Source organism: Agrilactobacillus fermenti (assembly GCF_021030645.1).
In the GTDB taxonomy this organism is placed as follows: Bacteria; Bacillota; Bacilli; order Lactobacillales; family Lactobacillaceae; genus Agrilactobacillus; species Agrilactobacillus fermenti.
This window is the reverse complement of the sequence record NZ_JACGCJ010000038.1, coordinates 1-17,508: the sequence shown is the minus strand read 5'-3', so window position 1 is coordinate 17,508 and position 17,508 is coordinate 1. Positions and strand designations below refer to the sequence as shown.

At 41.6% G+C, this 17,508-nt stretch carries 9 protein-coding genes and 3 tRNA genes; 1 reads left to right on the top strand and 11 read right to left on the bottom strand.

The features are described 5' to 3' along the window. Window positions 1-135: 135 nt before the first annotated feature. From fusA to rpsL, 3 genes are all read right to left on the bottom strand, one after another. A complete protein-coding gene (fusA, locus tag FHQ08_RS11465) occupies window positions 136-2,238 on the bottom strand; it encodes an elongation factor G (protein ID WP_230914525.1) in 2,103 nt (700 codons plus the stop codon). A 75-nt stretch (window positions 2,239-2,313) separates the two neighbouring features. After that, window positions 2,314-2,784 (bottom strand): 30S ribosomal protein S7, encoded by a 471-nt coding sequence (rpsG, locus tag FHQ08_RS11460; protein WP_230914524.1) that lies wholly within the window; start codon window positions 2,782-2,784, stop codon window positions 2,314-2,316. 30 nt (window positions 2,785-2,814) lie between these two features. Further along, entirely contained in the window at window positions 2,815-3,228 is a 414-nt protein-coding gene (rpsL, locus tag FHQ08_RS11455) for a 30S ribosomal protein S12 (RefSeq protein ID WP_230914523.1), read from the bottom strand. A 275-nt stretch (window positions 3,229-3,503) separates the two neighbouring features. Here rpsL and FHQ08_RS11450 point away from each other — a divergent pair, with 275 nt between their 5' ends. Beyond that, a complete protein-coding gene (locus tag FHQ08_RS11450) occupies window positions 3,504-4,196 on the top strand; it encodes a prepilin peptidase (RefSeq protein ID WP_230914522.1) in 693 nt (230 codons plus the stop codon). Between the two features lie 85 nt (window positions 4,197-4,281). Here the strand turns inward: FHQ08_RS11450 and rpoC are convergent, their stop codons facing one another. The 8 genes from rpoC to FHQ08_RS11410 form a co-directional block, all read right to left on the bottom strand. Next, window positions 4,282-7,929: a DNA-directed RNA polymerase subunit beta' gene (gene rpoC, locus FHQ08_RS11445; protein WP_230914521.1), complete on the bottom strand. Its 3,648-nt coding sequence runs from the start codon at window positions 7,927-7,929 to the stop codon at window positions 4,282-4,284. Between the two features lie 52 nt (window positions 7,930-7,981). Next, on the bottom strand, window positions 7,982-11,575 hold the full coding sequence (rpoB, locus tag FHQ08_RS11440) for a DNA-directed RNA polymerase subunit beta (RefSeq protein WP_230914520.1): 3,594 nt from the start codon (window positions 11,573-11,575) through the stop codon (window positions 7,982-7,984). Between the two features lie 296 nt (window positions 11,576-11,871). After that, the gene (locus FHQ08_RS11435) at window positions 11,872-13,134 is read right to left on the bottom strand and encodes a peptidase U32 family protein (RefSeq protein ID WP_230914519.1); all 1,263 of its coding nucleotides are present in this window, start codon (window positions 13,132-13,134) and stop codon (window positions 11,872-11,874) included. 21 nt (window positions 13,135-13,155) lie between these two features. Then, the gene (locus FHQ08_RS11430; protein ID WP_230914518.1) at window positions 13,156-14,079 is read right to left on the bottom strand and encodes a peptidase U32 family protein; all 924 of its coding nucleotides are present in this window, start codon (window positions 14,077-14,079) and stop codon (window positions 13,156-13,158) included. Window positions 14,080-14,341: 262 nt separating this feature from the next. After that, window positions 14,342-16,831 carry an ATP-dependent Clp protease ATP-binding subunit gene (locus FHQ08_RS11425; protein WP_230914517.1) on the bottom strand — a complete coding sequence of 830 codons (2,490 nt, stop codon included), beginning with the start codon at window positions 16,829-16,831 and terminating at the stop codon, window positions 14,342-14,344. Window positions 16,832-17,198: 367 nt separating this feature from the next. Then, a tRNA-Pro gene (locus tag FHQ08_RS11420) sits at window positions 17,199-17,272 on the bottom strand. A 15-nt stretch (window positions 17,273-17,287) separates the two neighbouring features. Beyond that, window positions 17,288-17,359: transfer RNA gene (locus FHQ08_RS11415), tRNA-Gly, on the bottom strand. Window positions 17,360-17,384: 25 nt separating this feature from the next. Beyond that, window positions 17,385-17,458 (bottom strand) — tRNA-Pro (locus FHQ08_RS11410). Window positions 17,459-17,508: the final 50 nt, after the last annotated feature.

The window sequence follows — 17,508 nt, the reverse complement described above, 5'->3', positions numbered from 1 at the left end:
ATTGACCCTCAAGGTCAATGTTATTTTTAGAAAATCAATCGCTAAAAAAATAATCGTAGTTTTCAGATTCAATATCAGTCTGAAAACTACGATTATTTTATTTTGCGTGGCTTATGTCCCAGCCACTTTTTTTGTTTAATCATCAGAAGAAACATTGCCACCATTTTTCTTGATGATTTCTGCTTGAATTGATTTTGGTACAGCTTCGTAATGATCAAATGTCATTGTAAAGGTACCACGACCTTGTGTTGCTGAACGCAAGGTTGTTGCGTAACCGAACATTTCTGATAATGGTACGAACGCATTAACTACCTGAGCATTCCCACGTGCTTCCATACCTTCAACACGACCACGACGTGCAGTTACTTGACCCATCACATCACCGAGATATTCTTCAGGGGCAACAACTTCAACTTTCATGATTGGTTCCAGAATGACCGCACCGGCACTCTTAGCAGCATTACGTAATGCCAAGGAAGCAGCAACTTTAAAGGCCGCTTCAGATGAATCGACTTCATGATAAGAACCATCGTATAACTTAGCTTTGATATCAATCAATGGATATCCGGCAAGAACACCGTTTTCCATAGCTTCTTTCAAACCTTGTTCAACAGATGGAATGTATTCACGCGGTACAACACCACCGACGATAGCATTCTCGAATTCGAAACCTTTACCTTCATCATTTGGTGTAAATTCGATCCATACATCACCATATTGACCTTTACCACCAGACTGACGGACAAACTTACCTTGGGCGGAAGTTTGCTTAGTAAATGTTTCACGGTATGCAACTTGAGGTTCCCCAACTTTGGCAGCAACCTTAAATTCACGTTTCATCCGGTCAACCATGATATCCAAATGCAATTCGCCCATTCCAGCGATCAATGTTTCACCAGTTTCGGGGTTTGTTTCAGCTTGGAAAGTTGGATCTTCTTCAGCAAGTTTTTGCAAAGCATTATCTAACTTATCACGATCTTCTTTTGAATTTGGTTCAATGGAAACTTGGATAACTGGATCTGGAATTTCCAATGATTCAAGAATCAATGGATGGTCCACATCTGTCAATGAATCCCCAGTTGTCGTATTCTTCAAACCGATCGCAGCTGCGATATCACCAGAGAATACTTCAGGAATCTCTTGACGATGGTTCGCATGCATCTGTAACAAACGACCAACACGTTCACGTGTGTCTTTTGTGGCATTCAATACATAAGAACCAGCTTCAAGTGTTCCAGAGTAAACACGGATATAAGTTAAACGGCCAACAAACGGATCAGTTGCGACTTTAAAAGCTAAAGCAGCAAAGTCTTTATCGTCACCGGCTGTTAATTCAACTTTTTCTTCAGTAGCTGGGTCTGTCGCGTTATAAGGGCGAACATCCAGAGGTGAAGGCAAGTAGTCAACAACGGCATCCATTAACATCTGAACACCTTTGTTTTTGAACGCAGAACCAGCTAAAACTGGATAGAACTTCAAGTCGATCGTTGCTTTACGGATAGCTTGACGAAGTTCATCATTACTGATCTCTTCACCTTCAAGATATTTCTCCATAATGTCATCATCAACATCTGCAACTGCTTCAACTAAATCTTGACGCATTTTTTCAGCTTTTGCTCTGTATTCTTCAGGTACGTCAACAGTATCCCATTTTGTACCTAATTCATCTTCGTCATACAAGTCAGCTTTCATTTCGATCAAGTCAATAACGCCTTCGAATTCATCTTCAGCACCAATTGGCATTTGGATCGGATGTGCATTAGCTTGTAAACGATCATGTAATGTTTGAACAGAATAATCAAAGTTTGCACCAAGTTTATCCATCTTGTTAACAAACACCAACCGTGGCACGCCATAAGTTGTTGCTTGACGCCAAACATTTTCAGTTTGTGGTTCAACCCCAGATTGAGCATCTAATACAGTGATCGCACCATCCAACACACGTAAAGAACGTTCAACTTCAATTGTAAAGTCCACGTGCCCTGGTGTGTCGATGATATTGATCCGTGTATCATGCCATTGTGCGGTTGTGGCAGCTGATGTAATTGTAATACCACGTTCTTGTTCTTGTTCCATCCAGTCCATTTGTGATGCCCCTTCATGGGTTTCACCAATTTTATGGATTTTACCAGTATAATACAAGATACGTTCGGTTGTCGTCGTTTTACCAGCATCGATATGAGCCATGATCCCGATATTACGAGTCTTAGCTAAAGGGAATTCACGGGTATTTGCCATGAATTTAATAACTCCTCTCTATAAACAATGGCTACTATAGAAAGAAACGTCTATAATAGCCACAAAAATAAAAAATTACCAGCGATAATGTGCGAAAGCACGGTTGGCATCAGCCATCTTATGAGTATCTTCACGTTTCTTAACGGCAGCGCCTGTATTGTTAGCAGCGTCCATTACTTCGTTAGCTAACCGTTCATCCATCGTATGTTCACCACGTAAACGCGCATAGTTTACGATCCAACGCAAACCTAATGTTGTCCGTCTTTCAGGTCGAACTTCGATTGGTACTTGATAGTTAGAACCACCGATACGGCGTGCTTTAACTTCAAGTACTGGCATAACGTTCTTCATTGCTTGTTCAAAAACTTCCAAAGGATCGTTGCCAGTCTTTTCTTTAACGATATCAAAAGCATCGTATAAGATTGTTGAAGCAGTACCACGTTTACCATCAACCATCAAATGATTGATCAAACGAGTCACTAATTTTGAATTATAAATTGGATCTGGTAATACGTCGCGTTGTGCGATGTGCCCTTTTCTTGGCATTTCATGACCTCCTAAAACTTAAATCAGCTATTATTTCTTAGGCTTCTTAGTACCATACTTGGAACGACCTTGCATCCGATCAGTAACACCGGCAGTATCCAAAGCACCACGTACGATATGATAACGAACACCAGGTAAATCCTTAACACGTCCGCCACGAATTAAAACAACACTATGTTCTTGCAAGTTATGACCGATACCAGGAATATAAGCAGTAACTTCGATCAAGTTTGACAAACGAACACGGGCATATTTACGTAAAGCTGAGTTAGGTTTCTTAGGTGTCATGGTACCAACACGCGTTGCAACGCCACGTTTTTGTGGTGCTGGGTTTTTGACCATTGATTTCTTCATACTATTGTAGCCAAAGTTCAAAGCTGGAGAATTGGATTTGGTTGTCCGGCTTTTACGGCCATGGCGTACTAATTGATTAATTGTAGGCATGTAATATCCTCCTTGAATTACTGTATCCTAAATGTGATTTCAAGTCCACACATCCAGGCGTTTTCTTTTAGGCAAAAAAATATGCAAATATGTCTGCATGAATAGCTTAACTGACAGTCAGCACGATTATCAATTTAAAACTGCACAGAAAAGTACCTAAACCAATATACCAGCATGGCTAAAGACTGTCAACTCAATTCACGAATTAACTAAAATAAAAAATCTAGTTTTATTCGTACTTTATTCTAAGAATATTTTATAAGGTTGGTGTCTTTATGCTGTTTTTGGGTTTTATCTGTGGCGCTTGCTGGGCTTCCTTTTGCGGCTGCTTAGCTTATCGGCTGCCCTTACATCTCAATCTAGGCGGTCGCTCCTGCTGTGATCACTGCGCCCGCCAACTACGCTGGTTTGAATTAATACCTATTCTAAGTTATTTATTATTGCGTGGTCACTGCCGTGCCTGTCAAACTAAAATTAATCCTGCACTAATCATTGGTGAGTGCCTTAGTGGCCTGTTTGCGCTTAAGCTAACCCAGATCTTTTTATGGCAGCCCTTACCACTTTTCATTCATAGTTTATTATGGTTTGGCTGTTTAATTTTTCTCAGTTACTTGGACTATTATACTCAATTTATTTATCCTGCTTTATTGCTGCCACTCATCATTCATCGTTTCACCATCATAACTACAACTCAAATTTTAATCAGTCAACTGTTGCTTGCTGGCTGTTGTTTTATGGCATTAATCATCATCAGTCAAAATGGTCGTCTTCTTGGCTTTGGAGATATTGAACTATTAACAGTGATTGCCTTTTGTTTTGATTTAAATTATCTATTGCATATCTTATTATTTGGCTCAGGTATCGCTTTGATTTTTATTTTATTTCATCACAATAAAGCCACAAAGAAACATCTCCCAATCCCCTTTGTACCTTTCATTACATTGGGATTTTATCTTGCTCAATTCTAAGTAGAGCGCGTGTTTCCTAAATATTGCGCACTAAAAAAAGAGCCAAGTCACATTTTAGTGGACTTGGCTCTTTTAATGATCTTAATTAATCTTTTTTAGGTTCATCACTGTGCAGTTGTTTTTCCAAATCAGAGATCGAATAAACATTATCTGATGTGGCACCCACACTTTGAGGTTCCATGTGACGGTATTTTGACATCCCTGTTCCAGCAGGAATGATCTTACCAATAATTACGTTCTCTTTCAGACCAATCAATGGATCGTTCTTACCACGAATCGACGCATCTGTTAATACACGCGTTGTTTCCTGGAAGGATGCAGCTGATAAGAAACTGTTTGTTTCTAGTGATGCTTTCGTGATACCTAGCAAGACTGGTCGGCCAGTTGCAGGAATGCCACCATTGATCAAAGTCTTATGGTTTTGTGTTGTGAAATCAGCAATATCCAATAAAGTCCCTGGTAGAATGTCCGTATCGCCTGGATCTAAGACCCTGATCTTACGGAGCATTTGTCGTACCATTACTTCTACGTGCTTATCACTGATTTCCACACCTTGCATCCGATAAACTTTTTGAACTTCACTTAACAGATAGTTTTCAGTGGCAATTTCATCACGCACTTTGATCAATTGCTTAGGATCGACAGAACCACCAGTCAATTTATCCCCACGTTCAACATGGTCACCTTCAGCGACAACAATGTTAGAAACATACGGTACTGAGTAAGTTCTTGTATCTGTTGTACCTTCAACGGTAATTTCACGCGTGTGTTCTGCTGGGTTTTCATCAACAGCCGTGATTTCACCAGTGACCTCTGTAATCGTTGCTAAACCTTTAGGATTACGAGCTTCAAAGATTTCTTGGACACGAGGGAGCCCTTGAGTGATATCTTCACCACCAGCAACACCACCGGTATGGAAGTTACGCATCGTCAACTGTGTCCCGGGTTCACCGATAGATTGAGCAGCAACAGTACCAACTGCTTCGCCGACTTCAACTTCTTCACCGATTGCTAAGTTGCGGCCGTAGCACTTCTTGCAGACACCGTGTTTTGTGTTACATGTAAAGACGGAACGAATCGTGACTTCAGTGACACCGGCATCAACAATCTTTTGTGCCATATCTTCATCCATCAGTTCATTCTTACCAATGATCTTTTCACCAGTTTCAGGATCCACAACTGATTTCATTGTATAACGGCCAACTAAGCGGTCATACAACGGTTCGATCATTTCATTGCCCTCTTTAATTGCTGTCACAACTAGACCGCGATCAGTACCACAATCTTCTTCACGAACAATAACATCCTGGGCAACATCAACCAAACGACGTGTCAAGTAACCGGAATCGGCAGTCTTCAACGCTGTATCGGTCATACCTTTACGGGCACCATGGGTACTCATAAACATTTCCATGACTGATAATCCTTCACGGAAGTTTGAAGTAACGGGCACTTCCATCATCCCACCGTTAGGCGCAGCCATCAAACCACGCATACCAGCAAGCTGAGTAAAGTTAGAGATGTTACCACGCGCCCCAGAATCACTCATCATTGAAATTGGGTTAGACGGATCAAAACTGTCAATCAGTTTTTGTTGAATCGTATCCTTCGCATCATTCCAAATACTGATGACCCGGTTATGGCGTTCCTCATCCGTAATCAAACCACGACGGAATTGTTTGGAAACAGTTGCAACTTTCTTATGGGCATCCTCAACAATATCATCTTTTTCAGTTAATGTTGGTACATCCGCAACCCCAACAGTTAACCCAGAATCAGTACAGATCGTGTAGCCAAGTTCTTTCATGTCATCTAGTAATTCTGAAGTCCGTTGTACTTTATAGACCTTAAATACTTGGGCAATAATATCACTCAAGAAGCCCTTCTTAAACGGATCCACGAGCGCCATACTTTCAAACTTAGCTTGAATGTCTTCGCCTTCGTCTAAGAAGTATTTATCAGGCACACCATTGATCAAGTTATCATTGCTAGGTTCATTCAAATATGGAAAATCAGCAGGCAGGATCTCGTTGAAAATAGCCTTACCAACAGAAGTTAGCATAATTTTACCGCGTTGTGCATCTGGGAATGGTTTTTGGGTCATTTCAGCAGTTGAAAGTCCGATACGTGTGTGTAAGTGCACGTCACCGTTACGGTAAGCCATCACAACTTCATCGACATCCTTGAAGACCATGCCTTCACCATGACGGCCTTTTTCTTCAAGTGTCAGATAATAGTTCCCTAACACAACGTCCTGCGATGGTGTAACGATTGGTTTCCCATCTTTCGGTGCCAAAATATGATGAGCAGCCAGCATAAGCATACGTGCTTCAGCTTGAGCTTCATCAGACAATGGCACGTGGACGGCCATTTGATCCCCATCAAAGTCGGCATTATAGGCTTCACAAGCCAATGGATGCAAACGAATAGATTTACCATCAACTAAGACAGGTTCAAATGCTTGAATACCCAAACGATGCAACGTCGGTGCTCGGTTCAGAAGAACTGGCCGCTCTTTAATTACATCTTCTAATACATCCCAAACATCATCATCTTGACGTTCAATTTTACGTTTGGCATTTTTAATGTTTGACGCAATTTCACGTTTGACTAATTCACGCATCACAAACGGCTTGAATAATTCAAGTGCCATTTCACGTGGTAACCCACATTGGTAGAACTTCAAAGTTGGGCCAACATCAATAACCGAACGACCAGAATAGTCAACACGCTTACCTAGTAAGTTCTGACGGAAACGGCCTTGCTTACCTTTCAGCATGTGTGAAAGTGACTTCAATGGCCGATTACCCGGTCCAGTTACAGGACGGCCACGGCGACCATTATCGATCAAAGCATCGACTGCTTCTTGCAACATCCGTTTTTCGTTTTGAACAATGATACTTGGCGCATTCAAATCCAACAGACGTTTCAAACGGTTATTACGGTTGATCACCCGACGATATAAGTCATTCAGATCACTTGTCGCAAAACGACCACCTTCTAATTGCACCATTGGCCGTAGATCCGGTGGAATTACAGGAATACAGTCCATAACCATCCATTCAGGATGATTGCCGCTCTTACGGAAAGCATCTAAGATATCTAACCGATGAATGGCACGAACTCGTTTTTGGCCTTGCGCTGACTTCAGATCTTCTTTTAATTCAGCGACTTCTTTTTCTAAATCAACATCTTGTAACAATTCCTTGATGGCTTCAGCACCCATCTTAGCATTGAAAGTATGACCATATTGATCTAGTTTGTCACGGTATTCACGCTCTGTGAGTAATTGTTTCTTTTCAAGGGGTGTGTCCCCACCGTCGATAACGACGTAAGAAGCAAAATAGATGATTTCTTCAAGTGCGCGGGGACTCATATCTAAAACAAGACCCATTCGGCTTGGAATCCCTTTGAAATACCAAATATGGGAAACTGGCGCAGCAAGTTCAATATGACCCATCCGTTCACGGCGAACTTTTGAACGTGTCACTTCAACGCCACAGCGATCACAAACGATCCCCTTATAACGGATCCGTTTGTACTTACCACAGGCACATTCCCAGTCTTTAGTAGGTCCAAAAATACGTTCATCGAACAAACCATCTCGTTCTGGTTTCAAAGTTCGATAGTTGATCGTTTCCGGCTTTTTAACTTCACCGTAAGACCAGCTCCGAATTTTGTCAGCAGAAGCAAGACCAATTTGCATACTTTCAAATTTATTGACGTCTATCAAATGGTCGACCTCCTATATAATTACGGGCAAACTTTGTTAAACGATATGCCAATTATTTACCTTGATCATCGTTATGCGCTTCAGCAGCAGCTTTTTGAGCTTCTTCTTTAGCTTTCTTTTCCTCTTGTTCTTTCGCATACTTCGTTAAAGCATCCACACTGACAACATCATCGTCTTCGTCATCCATGTCACGAAGTTCGATTTCTTGACGATCTGCATCTAAGACTTTCATATCTAACCCAAGGGATTGTAATTCTTTGACCAGAACCCGGAAGGACTCTGGGACACCTGGTTTTGGAATTGGTTCACCCTTCACAATGGCTTCATAAGTTTTGACACGGCCAACTACATCATCAGATTTATAAGTCAGGATTTCCTGTAAAGTATAAGCAGCACCGTAAGCTTCAAGTGCCCAAACTTCCATTTCACCAAAACGCTGGCCACCAAATTGAGCTTTACCACCTAAAGGCTGTTGCGTAACTAGGGAGTAAGGACCAATGGAGCGGGCATGTAATTTATCGTCAACCATGTGGGCTAACTTCATATAGTACATGACCCCAACGGAAACTCGGTTATCAAATGGTTCACCTGTTCGACCATCATACAAGATAGACTTGCCATCAGATGCCATACCAGCTTCTTTGACTGTCCGCCATAAATCATCTTCGCGAGCACCATCAAAGACTGGTGTTGAAACATGGATGCCTAAATTACGTGCGGCCATCCCTAAGTGAAGTTCCAAGACCTGCCCAATGTTCATACGGGAAGGAACACCCATTGGATTCAAAAGAATGTCAACTGGGGTGCCATCAGGTAAGAATGGCATATCTTCTTCTGGTACAACGATAGAAACCGTCCCTTTGTTACCATGACGACCGGCCATCTTATCGCCCACTTGAATTTTACGCTTCTGGGTAATGTAAACCCGAACCATCATATTCACGCCTGGAGATAATTCATCTCCGGCTTCACGGGTAAAGATCTTAACGTCTTGAATGATACCGCCGCCACCATGAGGCACACGCAAAGAAGTATCCCGAACTTCACGGGCTTTTTCACCAAAGATTGCATGTAGTAAGCGTTCCTCAGCTGAAAGTTCCGTAACACCTTTAGGCGTCACTTTACCAACTAAGATATCACCATCGCGGACTTCAGCACCGATACGGATGATCCCGAACTCATCTAAATTCTTAAGTGCATCCTCACCGACGTTAGGAATTTCACGTGTGATTTCCTCAGGACCTAATTTCGTATCCCGAGCCTCAGATTCATACTCTTCAATATGGATGGACGTGTAGATGTCATCTTTAACCAAGCGTTCTGATAAAACGATGGCATCTTCGAAGTTATACATGTTCCAAGTCATAAATGCGATCAGTGGGTTTTGACCTAAAGCCAATTCACCATTTTCCATAGCTGGACCATCAGCAATGATCTCACTCTTATCGACATGATCACCCTTTTTAACAATTGGCCGCTGATTATAACTCTTACCAGCATTAGAACGACGAAACTTCGTCAAGGCATAAGTGTCTAAAGAGCTATCTTCCCGACGGACACGAATTTGCTTTGCATCCACATATTCAACTGTACCGGCTTCTTTGGCTAACATAGCTGTCCCAGAATCATGAGCAGCGATATATTCCATCCCAGTCCCAACTAATGGGGCATGCGGATCAACTAATGGCACAGCCTGACGCTGCATGTTAGCACCCATCAAAGCTCGGTTTGAGTCATCATTTTCCAAGAAGGGAATGCAAGCCGTTGCAACCGCAACAACCTGTTTTGGCGAAACGTCCATGTAATCCACCCGGTCAGGTGAGATTTCAATGTTATCGTCCCGATGACGTGCTAAGACACGTTCATCTTGGAAAGACCCATCTTCATTCAATGGTGAGTTAGCCTGAGCAACAACGTACTCATCTTCTTCATCAGCTGTCAAATAATCGATTTTATCGGTAACTTTATGCGTGCCCCAATCAACACGACGATAAGGTGTTTCAATAAAGCCATATTTATTAACTACTGCATAACTAGCCAAACTGTTGATCAATCCAATATTGGGTCCTTCAGGCGTTTCAATCGGACACATACGACCATAATGCGTATAGTGGACATCCCGGACTTCATAACCGGCACGATCACGTGTCAAACCACCAGGACCTAAGGCAGACAAACGCCGTTTATGCGTTAACTCGCCAAGAGGATTGGTCTGATCCATGAACTGTGACAATTGAGAAGAACCAAAGAATTCTTTAATTGAAGCAACCACTGGCCGAATATTGATTAATTGTTGTGGCGTGATCGTAGAAGTATCTTGAATCGACATCCGTTCACGAACCACTCGTTCCATCCGTGATAAACCAATACGGAATTGGTTTTGCAACAATTCACCAACGGACCGAATCCGACGGTTACCTAAATGGTCAATATCATCAGTTGTCCCAATGCCTTCTTGCAAGTTGAAGAAATAGTTCATTGAAGCTAGAATATCCGCAGGAATGACATGCTTAACTTTAGCATCAATATGACCATTACCAATCAAATTAACTTCTTGATCTAGATTATTCTTGGAATAGATCTTGATGATCTGTAAAGTCACTGGATCTTGTAAGACACCTTCATCAGAAGGTTGGAAAGTGTAAGTCTTGAAATCATCCCGTTGTAAATAAGGAATTAATTTATCTAATAATTGCCGATCAACTAAATCACCCTTTTGAGCTAATACCTCACCCGTATCAGGGTCAGCTAAAGTTTCAGCTAGCGTTTGGTTGAGTAAGCGGCTCTTAAGGCTCAATTTCTTGTTGATCTTGTAACGGCCGACTGCTGCGAGATCGTAACGTTTTGGATCAAAGAAACGGGCATATAGTAAAGAACGCGAACTATCGGCAGTTTTAGGTTCACCTGGGCGTAAACGTTCATAAATATCTTTCAAGGCTTCTTCAGTACGAGAATCCTCAGTATTTTTATGAACATCTTTTTCCAAAGTTAACATCAAAGATTCATTTTCACCAAAAATGTCAATAATATCAGAATCCGAGCCAAAACCGAGGGCACGCACTAATTCACTCATTGGAATCTTACGTGTCCGATCAATTCGAACATAAGAAATACGCTTTGCATCGGTCTCATATTCCAACCAAGCACCCCGGTTTGGAATGACAGTTGTGCCATATGTTGTCCGGCTATTTTTATCAATTTCAGAATTGAAATAAACACCCGGTGACCGGACTAACTGTGAAACAATAACACGCTCAGCCCCATTGATGATAAACGTTCCTTGTTCAGTCATTAATGGGAAATCGCCAAAGAACACATCTTGAGTTTTGATTTCACCAGTTTCGTGGTTAGTCAATTTCAGTGTGACATGTAATGGTGCTGAGTAATTAGCGTCATGTTGTCTTGCTTCTTCTACCGTATACTTGGGTTCTAAAAGCTGATAATCTACGAATTCCAGTGACAAGTTACCAGCAAAGTCATCGATTGGCATGATGTCGTCAAACATCTCACGCAACCCTTCATCTAAGAACCACTGATAAGAGTTAGATTGGATCTCGATCAAATTAGGCAGTTCCAGCACTTCTTTGATACGAGCGTAGCTGCGACGTGTTCGATGTTTGCCGTAATTTACTAAATGTTCTGCCAAACTATTCACCCTTTCTTTGAATTCCGCAATTACGCATTAGCAAGCCAATCAAAATAAATTATTAAGAATTTATTAAGATTTAATTTTTTGCCGGTTTTTAAGCAAAAAAAAACCAAAAATAGCTAGTACTTAATTTATTACTCAACTATTTTTGCGTTTTATATTGCTACTATGGACAATAGATCATAGTAACATTGCTTAGTAACCACGTTTTACGAATCATTGGATAGTATACAAGTATATTTTAATTAAGTCAACTCTTTTGAATTAAAACCATTTTTCAAATTATGATCGACTCAGCGGGCCGATACTGGTCGTTTTACTTCTTGTGCACGAATGAAATCGCCCTTGGCCACCGGTGTATCGCATGTAAAGGTAACGACTTGCATGGCATGGGGTGCACGTTCAATAGCCACGCCATCTTCATCATACAAATCAGCCACCGTTTGTTCATGGTGCGTGAACTCAGGCCCATAAAATTCAATTTTGTCGCCAATGCCAAAATTATTCCGTTGCTGTACGGTCACTGTGTGCGTTGCTGAATCATAAGCCAACACTTGACCTACAAACTTGTAGCGCGGCCGTTTACGTCTTTGACCAAATAACTCATCATTTTCATCGGGGGTGCCATAGTAAAATCCAGTGGACATCTCCCGCTGTGCCACTTTCCATAATTCATCTACAAGTTTAGGGTCTAATGTGTAGTGTTCTGGATCCGCACAGTAATCCGCAACAGCCTTATGGTAGACATTAGCTACAGTAGAAACATAGTGCACCGTTTTCATCCGGCCTTCGATCTTCAAGCTATTAACGCCAGCTTCAACTAAGTCAGGGATGTGCTCGATCATCGACATGTCTACAGCACTCATTGAAAAATCTTCCGTTTTGCCTTGGCTGTTTTGACCTAATAAAGATTCATGATCACCTAGTGTTGGCATTTCAAACAAATCATACTTCCACCGACAGTTTTGGGCACAGCCGCCACGATTAGCATCCCGTAGCCCCATGTGATTAGACAGGACACAACGGCCGGAATAACCAATACACATCGCCCCATGAATAAACGCTTCAATTTCGATATCAGTATGCTTGCGAATTTCTTTGATCTCTGCAACACCAACTTCCCGAGCAAGAACAATGCGTTCTAGACCTTCATCTTGCCAAAAGTTCAAAGTCTCCCAATTCGTTGCCGACGCCTGGGTGGAAAGATGAACTGCTAACCCAGGTGCTTGAGTGATCGCTGTTTCAACTAATGAGGGGTCAGACACGATCACCGCATCGATGCCGTGATCACGCACCTGACGAAAATAATCCCCCGCACCTGCTAGATCGCCTTCATGAGCAACAATATTCGCTGCCACATAAACTTTGGCATGATGCGCGTGAGCATAATCTGCGCCAGCTTGCATTTCTTCAAATGAGAAATTACCAGCCCGTGAGCGCAGTCCATAAGCATCACCACCTATATAAACCGCATCAGCCCCATAGTCGATTGCAATTTTTAACTTTTCCATTGTTCCAGCTGGTGCAAGAACTTCTGGTTTTTGTAATTGTTTCATTGGAAACACCTCATCATCAATTTATTTCACGTCCGCCGGATCGATATCAAAAAAGCCCGTATCAACCTCTCGATTCTGAGGTTGATTTGCACGAACAATCTGATCTAAGTCCGCTACAATCATACTCGTCAATTGCCCTTGTGCTAGTAAATCGCGCGCTTGTACGAAAGCCTTAGCAACTTTGACAAAACCAATTTTGTCGGCATATAAACCATCTAAGAACCAGTGCGTGATTGGCAGATCATAAACGGCTTGAATTCGCGGCATCAAATTTACATCATTGGTCGCAAATACGTGTGTCCCATTGATATCTTCATAAATAGAGTAATGGGTCTCAGGTTTTCGTGGTTCAGAAATAAACAGGCCTTTCTCCCGATCCATCCGATCTTGATATGTTTGTACATAATTAAAATAATTCGTTAATAAAGGTCGCCCAGACTGATGTATATTAGCCGCACCATAGGTCAGTATCTGAATAGGTACTTCAAGATTCGGTACTAACGCCTGTAATTCTTTATAAGGTACCTCATTGGCGATGACAGCACCTTGAGCACCGTGAGCCGCCCAAAAATTAACCTGGCGTGAATTAGTTACTAAGTCTGCACCATCATACCAATAGGGTAATGATAAGGCTTCTTTTTGTAAAATGCGAATAGCTCCTGGATCACCAATTGTTACTCGATCCACATTTTGTGCTGCTAAGTAATTTAAATAATCAGCCACATGAACAATACGATCGTTGTGGAAAATCGCATTTACGGCAACTTGAATTTTTTTACCTGCCTGGTGAACGACTTTAATTAAATCAGCCAATTCAGTTCGATCAAAACTGTGAGGCAATCTTAAACCAAAGTAATCTTCACCAGCATATATTGTATCAACGCCAACAGCCATCAACGCTTCTGCTTGTTCGATGGATGCGACACTTGCAATTATTTCTGTCATAAATGTCCGCCTCGTCTTTCCTATCCAAAATACCACAGACTGGATCAATGCGTATAGTGCTTTACAGAAAAATAGGGTTTTACCTCATAATTAAAAATAGCATTTGAAGCAAGTAGTGGACGCTTTGTTTAAGTGGATTCATCATAGGCGAATTTGTTGTCTTTTGGTACACATTTAAAATTTAATTGCTCGCAAAATAAATAGGCGCTGAAGATAAAATCAACATTTATCTCCAACACCTATTATCTGAATTCACATATTTTTAAGATTTTACTGTATCAGGCTGATCTGATTTCTTCTGATGAACAGATACGGTAATTTTGCCTTTAGAAGCGCCAACCGTGATACTGTCACCGCCCTTGATCTGACCAGTTAAGAGTGACTCACTCAGCTTATCTTCAATCTGAGTTTGTAATGCGCGTCTAATTGGGCGTGCGCCATAATCAGGGTCAAAGCCAACCTTGGCAACTTCATCTAACGCCGCATTGGTAATCTTAACTTTGATATCCTGTTCTGTTAAACGTTTGACGACTGTCTTAGACATAATTTTGACGATTTGCCGCAATTCTTCCTTATTAAGTGGATGGAAGACCACCGTTTCATCAATCCGATTCAAGAACTCTGGCCGGAAGAAACGCTTCATTTCTTCCATGATTCGACTACGCATTGCTTGATAGTCTTGGCTAGCATCTTTGGCACCGAAACCAACTGATTTTTCATCACGCAGCGCCGTTGCCCCAAGGTTAGAAGTCAAAATCAAAATGGTGTTTCTAAAGTCAACTCGACGCCCCTTGGAATCTGTCAAATAACCATCATCTAAGACTTGCAATAGAATATTGAACACATCTGGATGGGCTTTTTCAACTTCATCAAACAGAACAACAGAATAAGGTTTGTTACGTACCTTTTCAGTTAATTGTCCACCTTCATCATACCCAACATAACCAGGAGGTGACCCGATCAAACGGGAAGTCGTATACTGTTCTTGATATTCGGACATATCAACTCTGATCATATTATCTTCAGAGCCAAACATAGCTTCGGCCAAAGCTTTAGCTAATTCAGTTTTACCAACACCTGTTGGCCCCAAGAACATAAACGAACCAATTGGTCGATTAGGATCCTTTAATCCGCTGCGTGCGCGGCGAATGGCCCGGGAAACGGCAGAAATCGCCTCTTCCTGACCAACCACCCGATTATGCAGAATTTTTTCAAGGTTCACTAACCGGGCGCTTTCACTCTTTTGCAACTGTGTTAACGGTACACCCGTCCACTCGGATACGACTTGTGCCACATCTTCACCAGTTACTTTAACATCCTTACGAATGCCATCATTAGCGATTTCATCATTTTCAGCGGCTAATTTCTCTTTTAGTGCCATTTCATCTTCGCGATAACTAGCTGCCTTTTCAAAATCCTGATTCTCTATTGCTGCTTCTTTTTTAGTGATCAATGCATCTAGATCTTGCTGTAATTTATCAGAAGGTGACAAATGATCGGCCGCATCCAACCGAACTTTAGCAGCTGATTCATCCACCAAGTCAATTGCCTTATCTGGTAAAAATCGACCAGTGATATAGCGATTGGATAAAACGATTGCCTGATGCAATGCTTCGTCGGTAATGGTAACACCATGATGTTGTTCATAGCGTGGCCGCAAACCTTGCAGGATTTGCTCAGCTTCATCAGGCGTTGGTTCATCGACTTGAATCGTTGCAAAACGACGTTCAAGTGCTGCGTCTCTTTCAATATATTTTTGATATTCATCTAAAGTGGTTGCCCCAATTAATTGAAGCTCCCCGCGAGCAAGCGCCGGTTTAAGAATATTAGAAGCATCGATAGCCCCTTCAGCACCACCAGCACCAATCAGTGTGTGTAATTCGTCGATGAACAAAATAACGTTGCCATCTTGATAAATCTCGTCAATAACTTTCTTCAGACGATCTTCAAATTCACCACGATATTTTGTACCGGCTACTAATGAACCCATATCTAGCATCATCAGTCGTTTACTTAACATATCACTCGGTACATTTCCCGAAATGATCCGTTGCGCTAAGCCTTCCGCAATGGCAGTTTTCCCAACACCGGGTTCCCCAATCAACACGGGATTATTCTTCGTCCGACGGCTTAGAATTTGAATCACACGTTTAACTTCTTTTTCACGGCCAACAACTGGATCCATGCGATCCTCTCGAGCCGCTTGCGTTAAATCACGTGCTAAGGAATCAAGTGTTGGTGTGCCTTGTTTATCTGGACGCCGCTTTGGCGCAGCAGCGCGTCGTTTGGCGCTTGCTTCGGTAATACCCATTTTCTTCAATAAGACTTGACGTGTTTTTGATAGACTCAAACCAAGATTACTAATAATCCGTGATGCTAAGACATCATCTTCATGAAGTAAGCCTAATAGAATATGTTCCGTGCCAATTTTCATTGCGCCGAGGCGTTTTGCCTCATCACCAGCAAAAGTTAAGATCTGCTTCGCTTTTGGCGAATAAGGTAAGTATGATTCCTTCGGCGTATCATTGTTAAGATTGGAAGAACCATAACCTGTAAAGCGCTCGATTTCTTCTTTAACATCTTCAGGGGTGATTGTCAGTTGTCGTAATGTTTTACCAGCAACACCATCATTTTCCAAAACTAGCGCGAGTAACAGATGTTCTGTCCCCACTGCATGATGTCGAAAATATTTGGCCTGCTCTTGTGCTAGTGCTAATACATTTTTTGCACTAGGTGTGAATAAATTATCCAATTTAACCCCTCACTTTCACTAAGAGATACCTACATATTTAACTATACCGAATTTAGTAAAGATTGGCGAACAATCTCTCAAAATTTTTTAAATATTTTAGTGGAAGTATCTCACAGACATTGGATAGTTACAAAGCACCAGCTTTGTAAGTTAAGCCTAAAATTTGTAGTTTATTCATTATACAATGACATAAAATTATTACAAGTGTTTAGACTTATACCATCAAATCGTATTATAACGACTATTTTTAAAAAATTAAAGTTTTATGCCGTCGTTTTGCTACATAGAAGACTATCAATGAATACATATTGCAATAAAAAAAGCCACAGACAAAATGTCCTGGCCAATTTAATTATTTGAATTCTAATCGGGAAAACAAGATTTGAACTTGCGACCCCTACGTCCCGAACGTAGTGCTCTACCAAGCTGAGCTATTTCCCGAAAACATAGAAAAAAAGCGGAAGACGAGATTCGAACTCGCGACCCCCACCATGGCAAGGTGATGTTCTACCACTGAACTACTTCCGCATAACTATTAAATTATAAAACTCAATCGGGAAGACAGGATTCGAACCTGCGACCCCCTGGTCCCAAACCAGGTGCTCTACCAAGCTGAGCTACTTCCCGATGATGCACCCAGTAGGAGTCGAACCTACAACCTTCTGATTCGTAGTCAG